22 protein-coding genes and 2 tRNA genes are annotated in these 23,365 nt (G+C 59.3%); 19 read left to right on the forward strand and 5 right to left on the reverse strand.

Annotated elements, in window-relative coordinates:
* Window positions 1-8: 8 nt before the first annotated feature.
* The 14 genes from glmM (at window position 9) to NV64_RS09255 (ending at window position 14,598) form a co-directional block, all read left to right on the forward strand.
* Window positions 9-1,343 carry a phosphoglucosamine mutase gene (gene glmM / locus NV64_RS09185; RefSeq protein WP_056231206.1) on the forward strand — a complete coding sequence of 445 codons (1,335 nt, stop codon included), beginning with the start codon at window positions 9-11 and terminating at the stop codon, window positions 1,341-1,343.
* A gap of 197 nt (window positions 1,344-1,540) precedes the next feature.
* On the forward strand, window positions 1,541-1,870 hold the full coding sequence (gene secG / locus NV64_RS09190; protein ID WP_056231208.1) for a preprotein translocase subunit SecG: 330 nt from the start codon (window positions 1,541-1,543) through the stop codon (window positions 1,868-1,870).
* A gap of 61 nt (window positions 1,871-1,931) precedes the next feature.
* Window positions 1,932-2,018: transfer RNA gene (locus tag NV64_RS09195), tRNA-Leu, on the forward strand.
* A gap of 48 nt (window positions 2,019-2,066) precedes the next feature.
* Window positions 2,067-2,143: transfer RNA gene (locus tag NV64_RS09200), tRNA-Met, on the forward strand.
* A gap of 213 nt (window positions 2,144-2,356) precedes the next feature.
* Complete coding sequence (gene rimP / locus NV64_RS09205) at window positions 2,357-2,809, forward strand: ribosome maturation factor RimP (protein ID WP_056232293.1); 453 nt, start codon at window positions 2,357-2,359, stop codon at window positions 2,807-2,809.
* A 24-nt stretch (window positions 2,810-2,833) separates the two neighbouring features.
* A complete protein-coding gene (gene nusA / locus NV64_RS09210) occupies window positions 2,834-4,339 on the forward strand; it encodes a transcription termination factor NusA (RefSeq protein WP_056231211.1) in 1,506 nt (501 codons plus the stop codon).
* A 22-nt stretch (window positions 4,340-4,361) separates the two neighbouring features.
* Window positions 4,362-7,055, forward strand: coding sequence for a translation initiation factor IF-2 (gene infB, locus NV64_RS09215; RefSeq protein WP_056231214.1), 2,694 nt, complete (start codon window positions 4,362-4,364; stop codon window positions 7,053-7,055).
* 115 nt (window positions 7,056-7,170) lie between these two features.
* On the forward strand, window positions 7,171-7,584 hold the full coding sequence (rbfA, locus tag NV64_RS09220) for a 30S ribosome-binding factor RbfA (RefSeq protein ID WP_056231217.1): 414 nt from the start codon (window positions 7,171-7,173) through the stop codon (window positions 7,582-7,584).
* Window positions 7,584-8,528 carry a tRNA pseudouridine(55) synthase TruB gene (truB, locus tag NV64_RS09225; protein WP_056231220.1) on the forward strand — a complete coding sequence of 315 codons (945 nt, stop codon included), beginning with the start codon at window positions 7,584-7,586 and terminating at the stop codon, window positions 8,526-8,528. The genes rbfA and truB overlap by 1 nt, the downstream gene beginning before the upstream one ends.
* A 215-nt stretch (window positions 8,529-8,743) precedes the next feature.
* On the forward strand, window positions 8,744-9,013 hold the full coding sequence (rpsO, locus tag NV64_RS09230; protein WP_052898306.1) for a 30S ribosomal protein S15: 270 nt from the start codon (window positions 8,744-8,746) through the stop codon (window positions 9,011-9,013).
* A 302-nt stretch (window positions 9,014-9,315) separates the two neighbouring features.
* Entirely contained in the window at window positions 9,316-11,445 is a 2,130-nt protein-coding gene (pnp, locus tag NV64_RS09240) for a polyribonucleotide nucleotidyltransferase (RefSeq protein ID WP_056231223.1), read from the forward strand.
* Window positions 11,446-11,593: 148 nt separating this feature from the next.
* Window positions 11,594-12,478, forward strand: a complete 885-nt coding sequence (nlpI, locus tag NV64_RS09245) for a lipoprotein NlpI (RefSeq protein ID WP_056231226.1) — start codon at window positions 11,594-11,596, stop codon at window positions 12,476-12,478.
* A gap of 103 nt (window positions 12,479-12,581) precedes the next feature.
* A complete protein-coding gene (gene yrbN, locus NV64_RS24490; RefSeq protein WP_100229640.1) occupies window positions 12,582-12,638 on the forward strand; it encodes a protein YrbN in 57 nt (18 codons plus the stop codon).
* Between the two features lie 16 nt (window positions 12,639-12,654).
* Window positions 12,655-14,598, forward strand: coding sequence for a DEAD/DEAH family ATP-dependent RNA helicase (locus tag NV64_RS09255; RefSeq protein ID WP_101505776.1), 1,944 nt, complete (start codon window positions 12,655-12,657; stop codon window positions 14,596-14,598).
* Window positions 14,599-14,874: 276 nt separating this feature from the next.
* On the opposite strand, the gene NV64_RS09260 is transcribed toward NV64_RS09255, so the two are convergent.
* Window positions 14,875-15,882 carry a luciferase-like monooxygenase gene (locus NV64_RS09260; protein ID WP_056231231.1) on the reverse strand — a complete coding sequence of 336 codons (1,008 nt, stop codon included), beginning with the start codon at window positions 15,880-15,882 and terminating at the stop codon, window positions 14,875-14,877.
* 250 nt (window positions 15,883-16,132) lie between these two features.
* Here NV64_RS09260 and NV64_RS09265 point away from each other — a divergent pair, with 250 nt between their 5' ends.
* Genes NV64_RS09265 through NV64_RS09275 form a run of 3 tightly spaced genes read left to right on the forward strand, consistent with a single transcriptional unit; the run spans window position 16,133 to window position 19,358 of the window.
* On the forward strand, window positions 16,133-17,104 hold the full coding sequence (locus NV64_RS09265; protein WP_056231233.1) for an HlyD family secretion protein: 972 nt from the start codon (window positions 16,133-16,135) through the stop codon (window positions 17,102-17,104).
* On the forward strand, window positions 17,086-18,237 hold the full coding sequence (locus tag NV64_RS09270) for an ABC transporter permease (RefSeq protein WP_101505777.1): 1,152 nt from the start codon (window positions 17,086-17,088) through the stop codon (window positions 18,235-18,237). Before NV64_RS09265 ends, NV64_RS09270 begins: the two co-directional genes overlap by 19 nt.
* Window positions 18,234-19,358 carry an ABC transporter permease gene (locus NV64_RS09275; protein WP_101505778.1) on the forward strand — a complete coding sequence of 375 codons (1,125 nt, stop codon included), beginning with the start codon at window positions 18,234-18,236 and terminating at the stop codon, window positions 19,356-19,358. The genes NV64_RS09270 and NV64_RS09275 overlap by 4 nt, the downstream gene beginning before the upstream one ends.
* Here the strand turns inward: NV64_RS09275 and NV64_RS09280 are convergent.
* On the reverse strand, window positions 19,351-20,229 hold the full coding sequence (locus NV64_RS09280; protein WP_056231241.1) for a U32 family peptidase: 879 nt from the start codon (window positions 20,227-20,229) through the stop codon (window positions 19,351-19,353). The genes NV64_RS09275 and NV64_RS09280 overlap by 8 nt on opposite strands.
* A 9-nt stretch (window positions 20,230-20,238) precedes the next feature.
* On the reverse strand, window positions 20,239-21,234 hold the full coding sequence (locus NV64_RS09285; RefSeq protein ID WP_056231243.1) for a peptidase U32 family protein: 996 nt from the start codon (window positions 21,232-21,234) through the stop codon (window positions 20,239-20,241).
* Between the two features lie 203 nt (window positions 21,235-21,437).
* Between NV64_RS09285 and NV64_RS09290 the strand changes: the two genes are divergently transcribed.
* Both NV64_RS09290 and NV64_RS09295 read left to right on the forward strand, forming a co-directional pair.
* A complete protein-coding gene (locus NV64_RS09290; protein ID WP_056231245.1) occupies window positions 21,438-21,965 on the forward strand; it encodes an SCP2 domain-containing protein in 528 nt (175 codons plus the stop codon).
* A complete protein-coding gene (locus NV64_RS09295; RefSeq protein WP_056231248.1) occupies window positions 21,959-22,462 on the forward strand; it encodes a GNAT family N-acetyltransferase in 504 nt (167 codons plus the stop codon). Before NV64_RS09290 ends, NV64_RS09295 begins: the two co-directional genes overlap by 7 nt.
* Here NV64_RS09295 and NV64_RS09300 read toward each other — a convergent pair.
* Together NV64_RS09300 and nrdG are read right to left on the reverse strand one after the other, a co-directional pair.
* Window positions 22,449-22,778 (reverse strand): GIY-YIG nuclease family protein, encoded by a 330-nt coding sequence (locus NV64_RS09300; RefSeq protein WP_101505779.1) that lies wholly within the window; start codon window positions 22,776-22,778, stop codon window positions 22,449-22,451. The two genes, NV64_RS09295 and NV64_RS09300, sit on opposite strands and share 14 nt — an antisense overlap.
* Before the next feature lie 180 nt (window positions 22,779-22,958).
* The coding region (nrdG, locus tag NV64_RS23685; protein WP_199177640.1) for an anaerobic ribonucleoside-triphosphate reductase-activating protein at window positions 22,959-23,365 on the reverse strand (407 nt) is incomplete at its 5' end.

Raw genomic sequence — 23,365 nt, forward strand, 5'->3', positions numbered from 1 at the left:
AAGGGACTATGAGCAACCGTAAATATTTTGGTACCGATGGCATTCGCGGCAAAGTGGGCGAAACCCCGATTACGCCTGATTTCGTGCTGAAGCTGGGCTGGGCGGCCGGTAAGGTGCTGGCCAGCCACGGCTCGAAGAAAGTGATCATCGGTAAAGACACGCGCATCTCCGGCTATATGCTGGAGTCGGCGCTGGAAGCGGGGCTGGCCGCAGCCGGCCTGTCAGCAGCCTTCACCGGCCCGATGCCGACCCCGGCGGTCGCCTACCTGACCCGCACCTTCCGCGCCGAGGCGGGCATCGTCATCTCCGCGTCGCACAACCCGTTTGACGACAACGGCATTAAGTTTTTCTCCACCGAAGGCACCAAGCTGCCGGACGACGTCGAAGCGGCGATTGAGGCGGAGATGGAAAAACCGATCACCTGCGTGGAGTCGGCTCAGCTGGGCCGCGCCAGCCGTATCGTTGACGCTGCCGGGCGCTACATTGAGTTTTGCAAAGGCACCTTCCCAAGTGAGCTGAGCCTGAACGGCATGAAAATCGTCGTCGACTGCGCCAACGGCGCCACCTATCACATCGCGCCGAACGTGCTGCGCGAGTTGGGTGCCACGGTGATCGCCATCGGCGTCCAGCCGGACGGTATGAACATCAACAAAGAGTGTGGAGCCACCGACCTGCGCCTGTTGCAGGAGCGCGTCCTGGCTGAGAAAGCCGACGTCGGGCTGGCCTATGACGGCGACGGTGACCGCATCATGATGGTCGACCATCTCGGCCACAAGGTTGACGGCGACCAGATCCTCTACCTGATCGCCCGTGAGGCGCTGCGCCAGGGCCAGCTGCGCGGCGGCGTGGTCGGCACGCTGATGAGTAATATGGGCCTTGAGCTGGCGCTGAAGCAGCTGGGTATTCCGTTTGCCCGCGCTAAGGTTGGCGACCGCTACGTGCTGGAGAAGCTGCAGGAAAAAGGCTGGCGGCTGGGTGCCGAGAACTCCGGCCACGTGATCCTGCTGGATAAAACCACCACCGGTGACGGCATTGTGGCCGGCCTGCAGGTGCTGACGGCGATGGTGCGTAACCATATGAGCCTGCACGACCTGTGCAGCGGCATGAAGCTGCTGCCACAGATCCTGGTCAACGTGCGCTTCAGCGGCGAGCATGACCCGCTGGAAGATGCGCAGGTGAAAGCGGTGACCGCTGAGGTGGAAGCCGAGCTGAAAGGGCGGGGCCGCGTGCTGCTGCGCAAGTCTGGTACCGAGCCGCTGATTCGGGTGATGGTGGAAGGCGAAGACGAAGCGCAGGTTAACGCGCTGGCGCATCGCATTGCGGATGCGGTGAAGGCGGTATAACCGCGCGTTTTTTCGGCGGAAATGCCTGTTTTGCCGTTTTTTTCTGCAATCAGTTCACGTGTGTAAAATTGCCCTTGCGCGCAAGGGCACCTTTGGTTAGTATTCACACCCGCTTCTGATGGGTAGCGAACAGGCTATCACTCTGACTGGTTTGAAGCTTTTGATGTGCGTTTAACGCGCAAGGAACAAGGTTGATTATGTACGAAGCTCTTTTAGTAGTTTTCCTTATTGTGGCAATCGGCCTGGTGGGTCTGATCATGTTGCAGCAAGGTAAAGGCGCTGATATGGGAGCATCATTCGGTGCAGGCGCTTCCGGCACACTGTTTGGTTCTAACGGTTCAGGCAACTTTATGACCCGTATGACCGCAGTTCTGGCGACCCTGTTCTTCATTATCAGCCTCATCCTGGGTAACCTGAACAGCAACAAAACGCAGAAAGGAAGCGAGTGGGAAAATCTGACAGCACCAGCTCAGTCTCAACAGACTCAGCCTGCTAAACCGGCAACGGGCAGTGACATCCCGCAGTAAGCAGTACGCAGTTCTCAGTAAAATTTCGACGCGATAGAAACAAAAAAATCGCAACTTTAGTGCCGTGGTGGTGGAATTGGTAGACACGCTACCTTGAGGTGGTAGTGCCCGCATGGGCTTACGGGTTCAAGTCCCGTCCTCGGTACCAAATCTCAGTTTTGCTTGCTATATATGCAAGTTTTGCGTAGTATTCGGACGCGGGGTGGAGCAGCCTGGTAGCTCGTCGGGCTCATAACCCGAAGGTCGTCGGTTCAAATCCGGCCCCCGCAACCACTTTCCCTTAGAGTTCTTTTTCAAATATTCTGTATGCAGGCAAACAACGTTGTTTACAGCGATTTTGAAAAAAATTCTTTTGGATCGTGCCGTATCACCGCTGGTGATACACAGGGTCCAGTCACTTAAAGCCCCGAATTTTCGGGGTTTTTTGTTATTACGAATCAGCATCACTGGGCTATTAAGCCCTTTTTTTATGTCTTGGGGGTGGCCTTGTCCACATTAGAGCAAAAATTAACAGAGCTAATTTCAGCACCGGTAGAAGCGCTTGGCTACGAACTGGTCGGTATTGAGTTTGTCCGCGCCCGCACATCCACCCTGCGCATCTATATTGATAGTGAAGACGGCATCAATGTTGATGATTGCGCTGATGTGAGCCATCAGGTGAGTGCGGTATTCGACGTCGAAGACCCGATTACCGTGCCATATAACCTTGAAGTCTCTTCACCTGGCCTTGACCGCCCGATGTTTACCGCTGAACATTATGACCGTTTTACGGGCGAAGAAGTGAGCCTGGTGCTGCGTATGGCGGTACAGAACCGTCGCAAATGGCAGGGAATCATTAAATCTGTCGATGGGGAGATGATCACGGTGACCGTTGAGGGTCGTGACGAAGTGTTCGCGCTGAGTAATATCCAGAAGGCGAACCTGGTTCCCCACTTTTAAAAGTCCGGATTGAGGCATACCAGGATGAACAAAGAAATCTTAGCTGTTGTAGAAGCGGTCTCCAATGAGAAGTCCCTCCCACGCGAGAAGATTTTCGAAGCGCTGGAGAGCGCGCTGTCTACAGCCACCAAGAAAAAATACGAGCAGGAAATTGACGTTCGCGTCACCATCGATCGCAAAAGTGGCGACTTCGATACCTTCCGCCGTTGGTTAGTCGTAGAAGAAGTTACTCAGCCGACCCGTGAGATCACGCTGGAAGCGGCACGTTACGAAGACGAAGCGTTCAACCCGGGCGACTTCGTTGAAGACCAGATTGAATCTGTCACCTTCGACCGTATCACCACCCAGACTGCAAAACAGGTTATCGTGCAGAAAGTCCGCGAAGCGGAACGTGCGATGGTGATCGATCAGTTCCACGATCAGCAGGGTGAGATCATCACCGGCGTGGTGAAGAAAGTTAACCGCGACAACATTTCACTGGAAGTGCGCCCGTTAGACGGCTCTAACACCAGTGCGGAAGCGGTGATCATTCGTGAAGACATGCTGCCGCGCGAAAACTTCCGTCCGGGTGACCGTATCCGCGGCGTGCTGTATGACGTGCGTCCTGAAGCACGCGGTGCGCAGCTGTTCGTCAGCCGTTCCAAGCCGGAAATGCTGATTGAGCTGTTCCGCATTGAAGTGCCGGAAATCGGCGAAGAAGTGATTGAAATTAAAGCCGCCGCGCGCGACCCTGGCTCCCGTGCCAAGATCGCCGTAAAAACCAACGACAAGCGTATCGATCCGGTCGGCGCCTGCGTGGGTATGCGTGGTGCGCGTGTTCAGGCGGTATCCAGCGAGCTGGGTGGCGAGCGCATTGACATCGTACTGTGGGATGATAATCCGGCGCAGTTCGTGATCAACGCCATGGCCCCGGCGGATGTCGCCTCTATCGTGGTGGATGAAGATAATCACACCATGGATATCGCCGTTGAAGCCGGAAACCTGGCTCAGGCGATTGGCCGTAATGGCCAAAACGTGCGTCTGGCTTCACAGCTGAGTGGCTGGGAGCTGAACGTGATGACGGTCGACGACCTGCAGGCCAAACACCAGGCCGAGGCTCATGCTGCCATCGACGTCTTTACCAAACACCTCGATATCGATGAAGACTTTGCTACCGTACTGGTAGAAGAAGGCTTCTCCTCGCTGGAAGAGCTGGCCTACGTGCCAATCAACGAGCTGCTGGAGATCGACGGTCTGGATGAAGACACCGTTGAAGCGCTGCGCGACCGGGCTAAAAACGCGTTGACCACTTTGGCTCTGGCTAAAGAAGAGAGCCTCGGCGATAACCAGCCGGCAGAAGATTTACTGGCGCTGGAAGGTTTGGATCGTGAGCTGGCCTTCAGACTGGCCGCTAAAGGCGTTTGCACGCTGGAAGATCTTGCCGAGCAGGGTGTTGACGACCTGACAGATATTGATGGCCTGAACGATGAACGGGCGGGTGCGCTGATTATGGCTGCACGTAATATCTGCTGGTTCGGCGACAACGCGTAATAAACGAGCAGGAAGGAACAGCATGACGACAGATGTAACCGTAAAATCACTGGCCGCAGAGATTCAGACCTCCGTTGATCGCCTGGTACAGCAGTTTGCTGATGCAGGGATTAACAAGTCTGAAACTGACTCTGTTACCCAGCAGGAAAAAGAGACATTACTTAATCATCTGCATCGCGAACACGGTGGCGGATCTGATAAACTGACTCTGCAGCGTAAAACACGCAGCACCCTGAACATCCCCGTCACCGGTGGCAAAAGCAAGTCGGTGCAAATCGAAGTCCGCAAAAAGCGCACCTATGTAACAGGCTCGCAGGCTGAAGCTGAACAGGCAGAAGCTGAGGCTCAGGCGCAGCGTGAAGCGGAAGAACTGGCTCGTCGCGAGGCTGAAGAAAAAGCCCAGCGCGAAGCTCAAGAGAAAGCGAAGCGTGAAGCCGAGGAGCAGGCCAAGCGTGAGGCAGCTGATAAAGCCAAACGTGAAGCAGCGGAAAGAGATAAAGTGAGCAATCAACATACCGACGATATGACCCGGGCTTCGCAGTCCGACAAAGCCCGCCGTGAAGCGGAAGCCGCAGAACTGAAGCGTAAAGCTGAAGAAGAAGCGCGCCGCAAGATTGAAGAAGACGCGAAGCGCGTCGCAGAAGAAGCACGTAAAATGGCAGAAGAGAAAGGCGAAGAGTGGACCCAGGCGAAAGAGGTTGAAGACACCTCTGACTACCACGTAACCACTTCAACTCACGCCCGTGCCGCCGAAGATGAAAACGATGCGCAGGTTGAAGGCGATCGCCGCAGCCGCACCGTTGCACGTCCGGCAAAAGCTCCGGTGCGTAAGAAAGGCAACAAGCATTCTGAAGCGAAAACTGACCGTGAAGAAGCGCGTGCGCAGGTTCGCGGCGGTAAAGGTGGCAAGCGTAAGCCAAGCACCCTGCAGCAGGGCTTCAACAAGCCAGCGCAGGCTGTTAACCGTGACGTCATCATCGGCGAAACCGTAACCGTAGCTGAACTGGCCAATAAAATGGCGGTAAAAGGCTCCCAGGTTATCAAAGCGATGATGAAGATGGGCGCCATGGCGACCATCAACCAGGTTATCGATCAGGAAACTGCTCAGCTGGTCGCGGAAGAGATGGGTCACAAAGTGACGCTGCGCCGCGAGAACGAGCTGGAAGAAGCGGTAATGAGCGATCGTGATGTCGATGCTGACCACGAATCCCGTGCGCCAGTCGTGACCATCATGGGCCACGTTGACCACGGTAAAACCTCACTGCTGGACTACATCCGTTCCACTAAAGTCGCCTCTGGCGAAGCGGGCGGCATTACCCAGCACATCGGTGCATACCACGTCGAAACCGACAACGGTATGATCACCTTCCTCGACACCCCAGGCCACGCCGCGTTCACCTCTATGCGTGCTCGTGGTGCTCAGGCGACGGATATCGTTATCCTGGTGGTGGCGGCCGACGATGGCGTGATGCCACAGACTATCGAAGCGATCCAGCACGCCAAAGCGGCCAAAGTGCCGGTTGTGGTTGCGGTGAACAAAGTCGATAAGCCTGATTCCGATCCCGATCGTGTTAAAAACGAACTGACTCAGTACGGTATCATCCCGGAAGAGTGGGGCGGCGAGAACATGTTCGTCAACGTCTCGGCGAAAGTCGGTACCGGTATTGACGACCTGTTGAACGTAATCCTGCTGCAGGCGGAAGTTCTGGAGCTGAGCGCGGTACGTCAGGGTATGGCAAGCGGCGTGGTGATCGAGTCCTTCCTGGATAAAGGTCGTGGCCCGGTGGCTACCGTGCTGGTACGTGAAGGTACGCTGAATAAAGGCGATATCGTGCTGTGTGGCTTCGAATACGGCCGCGTGCGTGCGATGCGTGATGAACTGGGTCGTGAAGTTATGACCGCTGGTCCATCCATCCCGGTTGAGATCCTTGGCCTGTCCGGCGTGCCGGCAGCGGGTGATGAAGCAACCGTGGTGCGTGACGAGAAGAAAGCGCGTGAAGTGGCGCTGTATCGTCAGGGCAAATTCCGTGAAGTTAAGCTGGCGCGTCAGCAGAAATCCAAGCTGGAAAACATGTTTGCGAACATGACCGAAGGCGAAGTATCTGAACTGAACATCGTGCTGAAAGCGGACGTTCAGGGTTCTGTCGAAGCGATCTCCGACTCACTGCTGAAGCTGTCTACTGATGAAGTGAAAGTGAAAATCATCGGTTCCGGCGTCGGTGGGATCACCGAAACGGATGCCACGCTGGCTGCCGCGTCTAACGCGATCCTGGTGGGCTTCAACGTCCGTGCTGATGCCTCTGCGCGTCGCGTCATCGATTCAGAAAGCCTGGATCTGCGTTACTACTCCGTTATCTATAATCTGATCGACGAAGTGAAAGCGGCGATGAGCGGTATGCTGGCACCAGAGTACAAACAGCAGATTATCGGTCTGGCTGCGGTACGTGACGTGTTCAAATCACCGAAGTTTGGTGCCATCGCCGGTTGTATGGTGACCGAAGGTAACATCAAACGTCACAACCCAATCCGCGTACTGCGTGACAACGTGGTGATCTACGAAGGCGAGCTGGAATCCCTGCGCCGCTTCAAAGATGACGTTAACGAAGTCCGTAACGGTATGGAATGTGGTATCGGCGTGAAGAACTACAACGACGTCCGCGTTGGCGATATGATCGAAGTATTCGAAATTATCGAAATCCAGCGTACCATCGACTAAGCGTCCCGGAACCCCTCATCGGGCCGCCCTTCAGGGCGGCCAGAAAGATGAGAAAGGTCAGCGTGACTGTATTTGGGAGGCTTCTGGCCTCCCGAATTATTTGGAGAGAAAAATTATGGCGAAAGAATTTGGCCGCCCGCAGCGCGTTTCACAAGAGCTGCAAAAAGAGATTGCCATCATTCTGCAACGCGAGATTAAAGATCCGCGTCTGGGTCTGATGGTTACCGTATCCGCGGTGGAAGTGTCACGCGACCTGGCCTACGCCAAGGTGTTTGTTACTTTCCTGAATGACAAAGACGAAGATGCGATCAAAGCCGGCCTGCGCGCTCTTGGCGACGCCTCCGGTTATATCCGCTCCCTGCTGGGTAAAGCGATGCGTCTGCGCATCGTGCCGGAGCTGACCTGGTTCTACGACAACTCGCTGGTCGAGGGGATGCGTATGTCAAACCTGGTCTCCAACGTGATCAAGAACGACGCCGATCGCCGTGGCCCGGTGGATGATGAACCGGAAGAAGGCAAAGCAGAGTAATGAGCCGTCCTCGCCGTCGCGGTCGCGATATTCACGGCGTGCTGTTGCTGGATAAGCCCACCGGGCTCTCCTCCAACGATGCGCTGCAAAAAGTAAAACGCCTGTATAACGCCAACCGTGCCGGTCATACCGGCGCGCTGGATCCGCTGGCGACCGGCATGCTGCCGATCTGCCTGGGTGAGGCGACCAAGTTCTCGCAGTATCTGCTGGAGTCCGACAAGCGTTATCGGGTGATCGCCCGGCTGGGCCAGCGTACCGACACCTCGGACGCTGATGGTTCGGTGGTCAGCGAGCGGCCGGTCACCTTCAGCGCGGAGCAGCTGCAGCTGGCGCTGGAAAGCTTCCGTGGTAAAACGCAGCAGATCCCGTCGATGTATTCGGCGCTCAAGTATCAGGGGCGTAAGCTGTATGAATATGCCCGTGAAGGCATTGAAGTGCCGCGCGAATCGCGGGCGATTGAGGTGTTTGAGCTGCTGTTTATCCGCCATGAGGGCGATGAACTGGAGCTGGAAATCCACGTTTCCAAAGGCACCTACATCCGCACCATCATCGACGATCTCGGTGAGCAGCTCGGCTGTGGCGCGCACGTGACCTACCTGCGTCGTCTGCAGGTGGCGACCTATCCCATTGAGAAAATGGTGACGCTGGAGCAGCTGCAGGCGCTGACTGAAGAAGCGCACCGCAGCGAGCGTGCGCCGGCAGAGCTGCTCGACGCGCTGCTGATGCCGATGGACAGCCCGGCGTCGGAGTACCCGATCGTGCATCTGGCCGCCAGCGTTGCCGCTTACTTTAAGCAGGGGATGCCGGTACAGGCCGCCGGGGCGCCGGCCAGCGGGCTGGTACGGGTCACCGCCGGTGATGAGCATGCGTTTATCGGCATGGCGGAAATCGCCGACGACGGCCGCGTGGCTCCGCGCCGGCTGGTCGTGGAATACGCCGACTAACCTGAGCTGACTGCGCCGGGCAATCCGCCAGGCGCAGGTCTTTGTGATAACGGGGTGAGCGCGGGTCTGTGCGGCACCAGCGCTTCTGCTGCGTGAAAGTTGACGGCGGTATTTGCGCTTAAGCAATGCGCAGAGTAGAATGGCGCGGCTTTACACTGGGTAGCTGAATTAGAGATCGGCACCTGTACATTTATCTTATAATTTGGAGTTGTAACATGTCTCTAAGTGTTGAAACTAAAGCGCAGATCGTTGCTGATTTCGGTCGCGGCGCAAACGACAGTGGTTCTACCGAAGTTCAGGTTGCTCTGCTGACCGCACAGATTAACCATCTGCAGGGTCACTTCTCTGAGCACAAAAAAGACCACCACAGCCGTCGTGGCCTGCTGCGTATGGTATCCCAGCGTCGTAAGCTGCTGGACTACCTGAAGCGCAAAGACGTTGCACGTTACACCAGCCTGATCGAGCGTCTGGGTCTGCGTCGCTAAGTCTGCCTTGCTGCCCTCTCCCGTTTTCAGAGCAATCTGAACGTCACGTGATGAAACGGGCAGCCTGGTACGCGTATCGCTGGAAAGGGGCCTTTATGGCCCCTTTTTTCACGCGAGCGGCAGCAATTAAACACAAACTATTGTATTGTTGCTGAGTGTGATCTTCAGTTGCAGAGTTTCGCGCGGCTAATGAGAGGCTTCATCCTGCCGGGGATGAGGGTTGTCATTAGTCGCGAGATGCAAGCGAAGATTAAAAATCCATGGCAGGTAAAACGTCCTGCCCTGATGTTAAGGAACGCATTTTGCTGAACCCGATCGTTAAAAAATTCCAGTATGGCCAGCACACCGTCACGCTTGAAACCGGCATGATGGCTCGCCAGGCAACGGCTGCCGTTATGGTCAGCATGGACGACACCGCCGTGTTCGTGACCGTCGTCGGTCAGAAAAAATCTAAGCCAGGCCAGGATTTCTTCCCGTTAACCGTTAACTACCAGGAGCGTACCTACGCTGCCGGTCGTATTCCGGGCAGCTTCTTCCGTCGCGAAGGCCGTCCAAGCGAAGGTGAGACCCTGACCTCACGCCTGATTGACCGCCCAATCCGCCCACTGTTCCCGGAAGGCTTCGTCAATGAAGTGCAGGTGATTGCCACCGTGGTTTCCGTTAACCCACAGGTTAACCCGGATATCGTGGCGATGATCGGTGCTTCAGCGGCGCTGGCGCTGTCTGGCCTGCCGTTCAACGGTCCAATCGGTGCGGCCCGCGTTGGCTACATCAACGACCAGTACGTGCTGAACCCAACCAGCGACGAGCTGAAAGTGAGCAAGCTGGATCTGGTGGTTGCCGGTACCCAGGGTGCGGTACTGATGGTTGAATCTGAAGCGGAAATCCTCAGCGAAGAGCAGATGCTGGGCGCCGTGGTGTTCGGCCACGACCAGCAGCAGATCGTCATCGACAACATCAACGCGCTGGTCGCCGAAGCCGGCAAGCCGCGTTGGGACTGGACGCCAGAAGCCGTCAACGAAGCGTTAACTGCACGTATCGCCGCGCTGGCTGAAACCCGCCTGAGCGACGCTTACCGCATCACTGAAAAACAGGAGCGTTACGCTCAGGTTGGCGTGATCAAGTCTGAAACCACTGCAGCACTGCAGGCGGAAGACGAATCACTGGACGCCGGTGAAATCAGCGACATCCTGCACACGCTGGAGAAGAACGTGGTGCGTAGCCGCATTCTGCGTGGCGAACCGCGTATCGATGGCCGTGAAAAAGACATGATCCGTGGTCTGGACGTGCGTACCGGCGTACTGCCACGTACCCACGGCTCTGCGCTGTTCACCCGTGGTGAAACGCAGGCGCTGGTCACCGCCACTCTGGGTACCGCACGTGATGCGCAGAACCTGGACGAGTTGATGGGCGAGCGTACCGACAACTTCCTGTTCCACTATAACTTCCCTCCGTACTCTGTCGGTGAAACCGGCATGGTCGGCTCGCCGAAGCGTCGTGAAATTGGTCACGGTCGTCTGGCGAAACGTGGCGTGCTGGCCGTTATGCCGAAAGGCGACGCGTTCCCGTACACCGTGCGCGTGGTGTCTGAAATCACCGAATCTAACGGTTCCTCGTCAATGGCGTCCGTATGCGGTGCTTCCCTGGCGCTGATGGATGCGGGCGTGCCAATCAAGGCCGCCGTAGCCGGTATTGCGATGGGCCTGGTGAAAGACGAAGACAACTTCGTAGTCCTGTCTGATATCCTCGGTGACGAAGACCACCTGGGCGATATGGACTTTAAAGTGGCCGGTAGCCGTGAAGGTATCACCGCGCTGCAGATGGACATCAAAATCGAAGGTATCACCCGCGAAATCATGCAGGTGGCTCTTAACCAGGCTAAGGGTGCGCGTCTGCATATCCTCGGCGTGATGGAACAGGCGATCAGCGGACCGCGTGGCGATATCTCTCAGTTTGCACCACGTATCCACACCATCAAGATCAGCGTTGATAAGATCAAAGACGTGATCGGTAAAGGTGGCTCGGTGATCCGTGCGCTGACCGAAGAGACCGGCACCACCATCGAAATCGAAGATGACGGTACGGTGAAAATTGCCGCAACCGACGGTGAGAAGGCGAAATTCGCTATCCGCCGTATCGAAGAGATCACCGCAGAAATCGAAGTGGGCCGTATCTACAGCGGTAAGGTTACCCGCATCGTTGACTTCGGTGCCTTCGTGGCGATCGGTGGCGGTAAAGAAGGTCTGGTCCACATCTCTCAGATCGCTGACAAGCGCGTTGAGAAAGTGACCGACTACCTGCAGATGGGTCAGGAAGTACCGGTTAAGGTACTGGAAGTTGACCGTCAGGGCCGCGTGCGCCTGAGCATCAAAGAAGCCAGCGAGCAGGCACAGCCTGAAGCCGCAGCTTCTGAAGCACCTGCAGCAGAATAAGTACCACGACCTTTACGCGTGACCCGGATGACGGCGGGCAAAGCCCGCCGTCTTTCAGGTCACGTCGTTTCATCGCGAGGGCTGGATACCTTGTGGACGGCAGGCGGGTGACAGGATTATCCCTTATGTTTGTTTTCGGGAGTAGGTAATGAAGCCATTTTTGCGCTGGTGTTTTGTTGCGACAGCTTTAACGCTGGCAGGATGCAGCAACACCGCATGGCGTGAGAACGAAGTACTGGCCGTTCCTCTGCAGCCTACGCTGCAACAGGAAGTCATTCTTGCTCGCATGGAACAAATACTTGCCAGTCGGTCATTGACCGATGATGAACGCGCACAGCTGTTATATGAGCGCGGAGTGTTGTATGATAGTCTTGGTCTGAGGGCACTGGCGCGGAATGACTTTTCGCAAGCGCTATCCATCCGACCAGATATGCCGGAAGTATTCAATTACTTAGGCATATATTTAACGCAGGCAGGCAACTATGATGCTGCCTATGAAGCGTTCGATTCTGTACTTGAGCTTGATCCAACTTACAATTATGCGCATTTAAATCGAGGCATCGCCCTGTATTACGGCGGTAGATTTAAGCTGGCGCAAGATGATCTGCTGGCGTTTTATCAAGACGATCCCAACGATCCCTTCCGCAGCCTGTGGCTGTATCTCGCAGAACGCGAGATCGACGCAGACCAGGCCAAAGTCGCGCTAAAGCAGCGCTACGACAAAGCGGTTAAGGAGCAATGGGGATGGAATATTGTCGAGTTCTACCTGGGCGACATCAGCAATAAAACGCTGACAGAACGACTCCAGGCGGACGCAACGGATAACACCTCGCTCGCTGAACATCTCAGTGAAACCAACTTCTATTTAGGTAAGTACTACCTAAGTCTGGGGGAGAAGGACAACGCAGAAGCGTTGTTCAAGCTGACGGTCGCTAACAACGTACACAACTTCGTTGAGCACCGATATGCATTGTTGGAGCTGGCGCTACTTGGCCAGACACAAGACGATCTATCAGAATCTGACCAGCAATAGCTGACGAACTTTTTTTGCCCAATTTTCGAAAAGTCATCATCTTAACGGATGAGGGCCTTTTTGTTCGTCGAAACCACTAATTTGAGCCGGTTCACACTTTTTGATGAAAATGACTGAAAATTTTCACGACGAGTTATGTAGACTGGCCGCCGCAATCTAAGAGGCACGTGTACTACATGACTGATATCCAAACCACTTTTTCCGACCTTGGCCTGAACGCCGACATCCTTGAATCACTGAACGGCATGGGCTACGTGAAGCCATCCCCAATCCAGGCTGAGTGTATTCCTCACCTGCTGGCGGGCCGTGACGTGTTAGGCATGGCGCAGACCGGGAGCGGTAAAACCGCGGCCTTCTCTCTGCCGCTGTTACACAACATTGATCCAACCGTTAAAGCACCACAGATTCTGGTGCTGGCACCGACCCGCGAACTGGCGGTGCAGGTTGCTGAGGCAATGACCGAATTCGCTAAACACATGAAAGGCCTGAACGTGGTGGCCCTGTACGGCGGCCAGCGTTATGACGTTCAGCTGCGCGCTCTGCGCCAGGGTCCACAGGTTGTTGTGGGCACCCCGGGTCGTCTGCTGGATCACCTGAAGCGCGGTACCCTTGACCTGTCTAACCTGCGTGGCCTGGTGCTGGACGAAGCCGATGAAATGCTGCGTATGGGCTTCATCGAAGACGTTGAAACCATCATGGCGCAGATCCCGGACGGTCACCAGACCGCGCTGTTCTCTGCCACCATGCCGGAAGCGATCCGTCGCATCACCAAGCGTTTCATGAAAGATCCGCAGGAAGTGCGCATCCAGTCAAGCATGACCACCCGTCCGGACATCAGCCAGAGCTACTGGACTGCATTCGGCCGTAAAACTGACGCGCTGACCCGCTTCCTGGAAGCTGAAGACTTTGACGCTGCGATCATCTTCGTGCGTACCAAAAACGCCACGCTGGAAGTGGCCGAAGCGCTGGAGCGCAGCGGTTACAACAGCGCCGCGCTGAACGGTGACATGAACCAGGCACTGCGTGAGCAGACGCTGGAGCGTCTGAAAGACGGTCGTCTGGACATCCTGATCGCCACCGACGTTGCGGCCCGTGGCCTGGACGTAGAGCGTATCAGCCTGGTAGTAAACTACGACATCCCTATGGATGCCGAGTCTTACGTTCACCGTATCGGCCGTACCGGTCGTGCGGGCCGTGCTGGCCGTGCGCTGCTGTTCGTTGAGAACCGCGAGCGTCGTCTGCTGCGCAACATTGAACGCACCATGAAGCTGACCATTCCTGAAGTGGATCTGCCAAACGCAGAACTGCTGGGCCAGCGTCGCCTCGAGAAGTTCGCGGCTAAAGTTCAGCAGCAGCTGGAAAGCAGCGATCTGGACCAGTACCGTGCGCTGCTGGCTAAAATGCAGCCGGAAGACGAGCTGGACATCGAAACGCTGGCCGCAGCACTGCTGAAAATGGCCCAGGGCGAACGTCCACTGATCGTGGCTGCTGATGCACCACAGCGTCCGCGCCGTGAATTCCGTGAGCGTGACGATCGTCGTGATGACCGTCGTGGCGATCGTCCGGACCGTGGCCCGCGTGAAGCCCGTGCAGAAGGCGACCGTCCACGTCGCGAGCGTCGCGAAGTTGGCGATATGGAAGTTTACCGCATTGAAGTGGGCCGTGATGACGGCGTTGAAGTGCGTCACATCGTTGGCGCTATCGCTAACGAAGGCGACATCAGCAGCCGTTACATCGGTAACATCAAGCTGTTCGGTACCCACTCCACCATCGAGCTGCCGAAAGGCATGCCGGGCGAAGTTCTGCAGCACTTCACCCGCACGCGCATCCTGAACAAGCCGATGAACATGCAGCTGATCGGTGACGCGCAGCCGCGTCCTGAACGCAGCACTGACCGTGGCGGCGAACGTCGTCCAGGCGGCCCGGGCCGTGGTTTCGGCGGCGGTGAGCGTCGTGGTCCTGCTGATGGCGCACGTGGTCCTTCTGAAGGCGGTCGTCGCTTCAGCAACGAGCGCAGCGGTGAGCGTCGCAGCGGCGGTTTCAGCCGTGACGGTGGCGCTTCCCGTGGCCCGCGTCGCGAAGAAGCCGGTGCAGCACCTGCCCGTCGTCGTGATGCATAATCACCTGTCGCAGGCGGCATAGCCGCTGATGCACAGAAAAAACCAGCCTGCGGGCTGGTTTTTTTTTGCGGCTGATACCGTGCCGGGCACCGGTTGTCTGCGAACACTGCGCCCGTTTCAGGTCGCCTCGCCTGCTGGCATCGTGCCCGGCTTACGAAGCATCTACACTCCGTAAAGACGCCAGAAGCGTCATCCGTAACAGCTCAGCACGGGCCATCAGTGATGCCGTGTACCGGCTCCCATCGCTTAATGTTCTGTATTGTATTAAGGGCCGTCTCACAGCGACCGGTACGCCTCCATCGCCAGCGCGAACGAGTGCAGCCGCGCCTGGGGATCGAAGATCTGGCCGTTAATCATAATCTCATCTGCCTGGGTTTCGCGCAGCAGCGCGGCCAGTCCGTGGCGCACCTTCTCTTTACCGCCGACCACCGACATGCTCAGCGCCTGCTGCACGCCGTACTGCTCACCGGCGCTCCACAGCTGATGCAGGTTGGTTACCGGTGCCGGCAGCGGCCCCGGCTGCCCGCGGCGCAGGTTGATAAACTGCTGCTGCATCGAAGTGAACAGGAAGTTCGCGTCGTTATCGCTGTCGGCGGCCACCACGTTGATGCACACCATGGCGTAAGGCTTCTGCAGCCGCGCGGACGGCGTAAAGTTCTCGCGGTACTGGTGCAGCGCCTGCAGCAGCAGCTCCGGCGCAAAGTGCGAGGCAAAGGCAAACGGCAGGCCGAGTTTTGCGGCCAGTTGGGCGCTGTACAGGCTGGAGCCGAGCAGCCACATCGGGATCTTCAGTCCAAGGCCCGGCACCGGCTGCACCGCCGGGGCCTCGCCCTGTGGGGCGTCAAACCAGCTCACCATCCGCGAGACGTCCTCCGCAAAGGTATCGCCCTGGCCGTTAATATGGCGGCGTAATGCCATCATGGTGCGCTGGTCGGAGCCCGGCGCGCGGCCAAGGCCCAGATCGATCCGCCCCGGATAGAGCGACTCCAGCGTGCCAAACTGTTCGGCAATTACCAGCGGCGCGTGGTTCGGCAGCATGATGCCGCCAGACCCGAGGCGCAGCGTGCGGGTATTGGCCGCCAGATAGCCGATCAGTACCGAAGTGGCGGCGCTGGCGATGCCGGTCATATTGTGGTGCTCCGCCAGCCAGTAGCGGTGGAAGCCGAGCTTCTCCGCCTGCTGAGCCAGCGCCAGCGAGGTATGAAAGGCGTCACGCGCGGTGGCGCCCTGCGGGATCGGGGCCAGGTCGAGCAGGGACAGCGGAACGGGGTTGATCTCAGACATAGTGGCTCACTCAGTTAATGTCCTGTAGGCAAAACACGAAAACCTCAAGGCTACGCGATCCTGTTGCGCGGCGATTGTCCGTTTCGAGCACTGTTAAAAGACAAACACCGGCGCGGCAAAGTGGTTTAACGTCAATAAACGCATCACTGCTGCATTTATAGTAAGCGCCTCCGGATTTGTCGATTGCGAAGGATACTGCAATGTTCTGCCTCTCCCGTTCCCGCCTGCCCGTTGTCTCAGGGGCCCGTTAGTGAAAAAAAACGTCTTTATTACCCTGCTGGTTATGGTGCTGGCGGTGGCGCTGACCGTGCTGTTCCGCGCCCACAGCCGCGACCTGCTGCTGCAGGGGGAGGTCGATGCCCGCGAGGTGATTGTCTCCTCTAAGGCGCGGGGGCGGGTGGTGGCGAAACTGGTGCGCAGAGGCGATGACGTGCGCGCCGGGCAGCCGCTGCTCCGGCTGGACGCGCCGGAGCTGATTGCCCAGCTAAAATCCAGTGAGGCCGCCCGCGATCGGGCGCAGGCGGTTCTCGACCAGTCGCTGAACGGCACCCGTGAAGAGACCATCCGCAACCTGCAGGCGCTGCTGGACCAGGCGCGGACCGGGCTGGTCAATGCGCAGGCCGCCTGGCGGCGTGACGTGGCGGTGGCGGCGAAGGGCTTTATCTCAGCGCAGGAGCTGGATAACGCCCGCCAGGCGCGCGACAGCGCGCAGCAGCAGGTGCAGGCGGCTCTGGCGAACCTCGACCAGGGGCTGCATGGCGATCGTACTGAGCAGCGGCAGGCCTTTTCCGCCCAGCTGCGCCAGGCGGAGCAGGACCTGCTGCAGATCAAGGCACAGACTGACGAGCTGCTGGTGCGGGCACCGGTGGCGGGGGAGGTCGGCCCAATCCCGGCGGAGCAGGGTGAACTGATGAACGCCGGCAGCCCGCTGGTGACGCTGGTGGAACTGCCGTCGGCGTGGTTTGTCTTCGACCTGCGTGAGGATATCCTGGCGAACGTGCACAAAGGCGATAAGGTGCAGCTGCGGGTGCCAGCCCTGAATAACCGCATGATTGCCGCCGAAGTGCGTTATATCGCCCCGCTGGGCGACTACGCCACCAAACGCGCCACCCGCGCCACCGGCGACTTCGATCTGAAAACCTTCGAGGTGCGCCTCTATCCCGACCGGCCGGTCGCCGACCTGCGTCAGGGGATGAGTGCCTTATGGCTGTGGCAAAAGTAGTTCCGGCGTTGCTGAGTTTTCTGCACGCCTTCCGCCATGAGGTGTTCAACGGCTGGCGCAAGCCGGTGGTGCACTGGCTCGGCTGGTGCTTTCCGCTGCTGCTGTTTGCGCTGATCGCCAGCGACTTCTCTGAAGGCACCCTGCTGAACCTGCCGGTGGTGGCGGTCGACCAGGATCACAGCACGCTGTCGCGCACGCTGATCCGCGATCTGAATGCCGGTTCGCACGCGCAGGTGACGCTGGCCGGCAACAGCAGCCAGGCGCTGGAGGCGTTGCAGAGCGCCCGCGCCTACGCGGTGCTGCTGATCCCACCGTTTTTTGAAGCCGACACGCTGGCCGGCCGCCAGCCGCAGCTGACCCTCTACTACAACGCGCTGTTCTACGGTGCCGGGTTCTACTCCACCCAGGACTTCAGCGGCCTGGTCAGCACGCTCAGTGCCCCGTACCAGACGGTGCTGGCGGCCGCCAGCGGCCGGGCGATGGCCCCGCTGCCCAGGGCCACGCTGGAGTATGACAGCCTGTTTAACGCCAGCGGCAGCTACATCTACTTTCAGCAGTTTGCCGCCTGCATCCACCTGCTGCAGCTGTTCACCGTCACCTGCACTATCTATATGCTGGCGCGCGCCCGGCCGCTGATCCATCAGCGCCACTTTGCCATGGCCCTGCTGGGCAAGCTGGCCCCGTATACGCTCTGTTACACCGTGCTGCTGATGGTCGAGCTGGCGCTGCTGATCGGCGTGTTCAGCGCGCGGGTGGTCGGCAATCCGCTGTATATGGTCTGCGTGGCGTTTTTCTACGTGATGGCGGCGCAGAGCCTCGGCGTGCTGCTGTTTACCTTCACCGCCAGCGCCATCACCGCCTACACCCTGATGGGGATCCTGGTCAGCATCGCGCTGACCTTCTCCGGCACCGCCATTCCGGTGCTGTCGATGCCGTGGCCGGCGCAGCTGGTGGCCAACCTGGAGCCGCTGACCCACGCGCTGAACGCGATGTTTGACCTGTTCCTGCGTGAAGTACCGGGCACGCCGGTGGCCAGCGTCTGCGGCGTGCTGCTGCTCTATCCGCTGGCGGTGGCGCTGCTGGTGCGCCGCCGCCTGTTCCGGCGGCTGTGCCAGCCGGAGGAGGCGCATTGAAGCTGTGGTGGCAGACCCTGACTAATACGCTGAGCGGCATGCTGCAGAAGCCGATGTGGATGATGCTGATCGGCTCGCTGTGCCTGATGAGCGTGGTCTATATGCACGATACGGTCTGGGACCTGCCGGTGGCGGTGGTTGACCAGGATCACAGCCCGGCCAGCCGCATGCTGATCCGTCAGCTGAACGCCACGCCGAAAATGACCGCGGTGATCTACCCTGGCCTTCCCGAGGCGCAGCGCGACCTCGGGCTGCGTAAGGTGTTTGCGGTGCTGGTACTGCCGCAGGACCTGGAGAAAAAGATGCTGGCGGGCAATGCGGTATCGCTGCCGGTGTTCGGCGATGCCACCAACCGCATGGCCAACGGGCAGATTCAGGTCGACGTGCTGGCGGCCTGGCAGCAGGTGCTCGGCCACTACAACCGCGCGCTGATGCAGCAGCAGGGGTTCAGCGCCCGCCAGGCGGCGGTGGTGCTGACGCCGTTTATCGGCCAGACGCAGGATCTGTTCAATCCGGGGATCAGCTTTGCCGCCATCGTATTCCCCGGCCTGCTAGTGATGATGATGCAGCATACGCTGCTGATTGCCAGCGTGCGGGTGAATATCACCCTGCGCAGCCAGGGGCAGCCCCCGCTGGCGGTGACGCTCGGGGCGCTGTCGGCGCTGATCCCGGTATGGCTGTTTCTGTCGCTGGTGCTGTTCGGCCTGTGGCCGTGGCTGCTTGGCTACCGCCAGACCGCCACCCTGCCGGAACTGCTGCTGCTGACGCTGCCGTTTCAGCTGGCGGTGCTCGGTCTCGGCAAGCTGGTCACCGAATGCCTGCACCGCATTGAGCACATCTATCTGTCGCTGTCGTTTATTACCACGCCGGTCTACTACCTCTCCGGCACGCTGTGGCCGGTGCAGTCGATGCCGGACTGGGTACGTGGTTTCGCGATGATGCTGCCGTCGACCTGGGGCACGCGGATGATTGCCGGGGTCAACCAGATGGGGCTGCCGCTCCGGGAAGTGAGCGGCGATGTCATGATGCTGCTGCTGCTCGGTGCGGGGTATGCACTGCTCGGGCTGCTTATCGCCCGCCTGCGCGATCCGCGCAGGCGGCGTAAAACCGCCGTTAGCTGACCAGCTCCAGCCCGGCCACCCGCCGCCAGTAGCCGTTGCAGTCCGCCTGCCGCGCCAGCATCAGCGGCTGTTTGCCGGTTTCGTTAGCGCGGAAGCGGGCAAGCATGTCCAGCGTCTCTTTCCCCTGCGGCGACAGGCGCACCACGTCCACCAGCCCCTGCATGGAGATCAGATCGTTACCGAGGTTATAGCAGTAGCCGCTCAGCGTCTGGATGCCGTTGAGCACAAACACCTGACGATCCTCCTGGCTGCGCAGCGGCCGCCCGAGCGGGTAGTTAATACAGCAGGTCTGGCAGGCGTCTTTGCTGCGGTTCTCCGAGCGGGCGGTAAAGCAGCGCGCCGAATACGCCAGCGGCAGGTGGCCGTAGCTCAGCACCTCCACCTCAAACTGGTGACGGATGCCCAGCGTCTCGCACTGCTGCAGCAGCGCCACCAGCCAGTCACGCGACAGCTCCACCGGCATACACCAGCGGGTCATGCCGAGGTTGAGCAACTGCTGCAGGGTCTGCGCGTTATAGACGTTCAGCGCCGGGCCGGCGACAAACGGCAGTCGTGCCTCGCTGGCCAGCATCACCGTGCCGAGATCGCTGGCCTCGATCATAAACTCGCCGTTATCGACGTAGCGTTTCAGCTCGCTGAGTTCGGACGGCGACTGCAGCAGCGCCAGCGTGCCGATCGCCACCTGTTTCCCCGCCGCGGCGAGCTGACGGGCCATCTCCAGCCAGTCGGCGACTTTAATCGCCCGCCGCCTGCTGCACACCGTCTCGCCGAGGTAAACGATCTGCGCCTCGCTCTCTGCGGCCGCCTGATAAAAGTCGGCCAGCGTCTCTTTGGGCCAGTACCACAGCACCGGTCCGAGTGAATAGTTCATGATAATGTCCTACTGCCAGTCGCGATGATACGCGCCAAGGGTGGTTTGCGTGCCTTCACTCAGCGCGCCCAGCGCCGCCATCCACTCGGCTCGCGGAATAAACTGCTGCGGGTCCTGCTGGCAGCGATCGATCGCCTGGCGCCAGATGCGCGCCACCTCGGCAACGTAAGCCGGGCTGCGCTGGCGGCCTTCGATTTTGACCGAAACGATCTTCGCCGCCATCAGCTCCGGCAGCAGCGCCAGGGTATTCAGGCTGGTGGGCTCCTCCAGCGCGTGGTAGCGCGGCCCGTCGACCTGATAACGGCCTTTGCACAGCGTCGGGTAACCGGCGTTCTCACCGTCGTCGTAACGGTCAATCAGCACCTCGTTAAGCCGTGACTCGAGCCCGGCGGCGGTCTGCTGCCAGCGCACAAAACGGGCCGGGGAGCAGGCCCCGGCGGTATTTGGTGATTCGCCGGTCAGGTAAGAGGAGAGGTAGCAGCGCCCCTCGGCCATAATGCACAGGCTGCCGAAGGCAAACACCTCCAGCGGCACCGTGGTATCACGGGCCAGTTGCCGCACCTGATGGATCGAGAGCACGCGCGGCAATACCACCCGGGCCACATCAAAGTTACGCTGATAAAAACGGATCGCGGCGGCGTTGGTGGCCGAGGCCTGTACCGAGACGTGGCGTTCAATCTGCGGATAGCGCCGGGCGGCGTAGTCGAGGATCGCCGGATCGGCGAGGATCAGCGCATCGGCACCGGCACCGGCGGCCATATCCACCGCCCGCTGCCAGCGGCTGAAGCCGTCCGGGTGGGCAAAGGTGTTAATCGCCACGTGCAGCTTGCGCCCGCGCTGGTGCACGTAGTTTGCCGCCTCCTGCAGGCGTTTATCGTTGAAGTTCAGCCCGGCAAAATGGCGGGCGTTGGTGTCATCCTTCAGGCCGATATAGACGGCGTCCGCGCCGCTGGCGATGGCGGCTTTTAGCGCCGGCAGATTGCCGGCCGGGCAGAGCAGTTCCATAACTGAGTCTCACGGGTTAGCAAAGTCGATGAGTGTAGTGAGGATGGCGGCGACAAATTTTGATTTAAGGCAGCTAATGGCGTATTGATGAGGCACGGATTCCCTGATAAAACCGACGAGGTTCTGCCCGTTTGTTGATCCAGCCGCCTGCCGCCGTTGGCGATTGTGGCAAAATAGCCGAAATTTATCGGTAAGGAGTCATAATGAGACTGGATCGGCTACGTCATTACGTTGTGCAACAGGCCCCGCAGCTGCTGCGTCTTCCGCTCGGCGTTACGCCTTTCGCGCTGAAAAAGCCGCTGATCGAAGCGCTGCTGCGCGGGCATCTGCAGCAGGCGCTGGTGGAAGGGGAGGTGGACTTCCTGGCTGAACGCTGGTTAGGCATTGAGATTAGCGATCTGGATCTGCGCTGGTCGGTCACCCTGGCCGACGGACAGCTGCGGGTGGCCGATCGCGACGCGTGTGACGTCTGGTTTCGTGCCACGGCTGGCGATCTGCTGTTGATTGCGGCACGCCGGCGGGATCCGGACACGCTGTTTTTCCAGCGTCGTCTGACCATTGAAGGGGATACCGAGCTGGGCCTGCAGGTGAAAAACCTGATGGACGCGCTCGACCCCGAATCTATGCCGACGCCATTGCGCATCGGTCTTATGCAACTGGCTGATTTTGTTGAGGCCGGAATGAAACAGGACGCGGCTCCCCCGGAGGCACGCGCAGGTATAGCATGTTAATTCGTACTGAAATTGGCGTTGATGCCGCCAGCATAGACGGCCTGCTGCGCCGCAGCTTCGCCACCGTGGCGGAAGCCGAACTGGTGCAGCAGCTGCGGGAAGATGGCCTGCTGACGCTGGGCGTGGTGGCCACCGACGATGAGGGCCAGGTGCTGGGCTATGCGGCCTTCAGCCCGGTCACTCTGAGCGGTGAAGACCTGCACTGGGTGGCGCTGGCCCCGGTGGCGGTGGATGCCAGCGTACGCGGCCAGGGGCTGGGTCAGCAGCTGGTCCGTGAAGGGCTGGATACGCTGAACGAGTTTGGTTACGCGGCGGTGGTGGTGCTGGGCGATCCCGCCTGGTACGGGCGCGTCGGCTTTACCGTCGCGGCCAGCCAGCAGCTGACCTGCCGCTGGCCGGATAGCGCCAGCAGCTTCCAGATCCATCCGCTGAGCGACGGCGTGTTTGACGGCGTGGCCGGTGAAGTCGAGTTTGCCGCGCCGTTCAGCCGCTTTTAAGCGCCCCCAGCCAGTCGGCCAGTGAGGTCGGCGGGTGGCTGACCAGTCCGAGCTTTTGCTGGCGGGTCAGCTGCTTTACCTGATACTCCAGCTTCGATGCCTGCGATCGGTCGCCCGCCGCGCAGTGAAAAACCAGCGTCAGCGGACCTTTGCCGCGCAGCGCTTTCGCCCCCCTGCCGCTCTGATGCTGTGCCAGACGCCGCGGCACATCGTTAGTGATGCCGGTATACAGCACGCCGCTGGCGGTGCGCAGAATGTACAGACGCCAGTCGGCGGACGGGGCAGCCGGCAGCGGTTCTTTCGCTTCAGTTAACATGGCGCTACTGTAACGCAAAGTGCGCCACCGCGCGACGGCGGCACACTCGATGCATGCAGAGTGCGTTGAACCCTTGCGAAGCCGGTGAATCCCCGGGTCTGTTAAGCCTTCACGCAGCCGCTGGATCCTCAGATCTGTTAACTCTTAGCGCAGCCGGTGGATCCCCAGGTCTGTTAAGTCTCAGCGCAGCCTGTGGATCACCTGGTTGCTGCTGCCCCGCCACAGCAGCGTCGGGTCCTTCAGCGCCTGCTCAAAGCGGCCGTCGATCAGCACGTTCACCCCGGCGACCACCCGCCGCTGCGCGGCGCTCAGCTCCGCCAGGCGGTAACCGGTCCACAGCCAGATATCCTTGCCCGCACACTCGCGCTTAACCCGGCGCACCAGCCGCCCGACCTCCGCCACGTTGGCCGGGTGCAGCGGATCGCCGCCGGTGAGCGACAGCCCCTGGCGCGGAATACGCGTATCGTTCAGATCGGCAATCAGCCGCTCCTCCAGCGCGATGGTCAGCGGCACGCCGGAGTTCAGCCGCCAGGTGCTGCGGTTATAGCAGCCCGGGCACTGATGCTCGCAGCCCGCCACAAACAGCG

The organism is Erwinia sp. B116 (assembly GCF_002865965.1).
Lineage (GTDB): Bacteria > Pseudomonadota > Gammaproteobacteria > Enterobacterales > Enterobacteriaceae > Erwinia.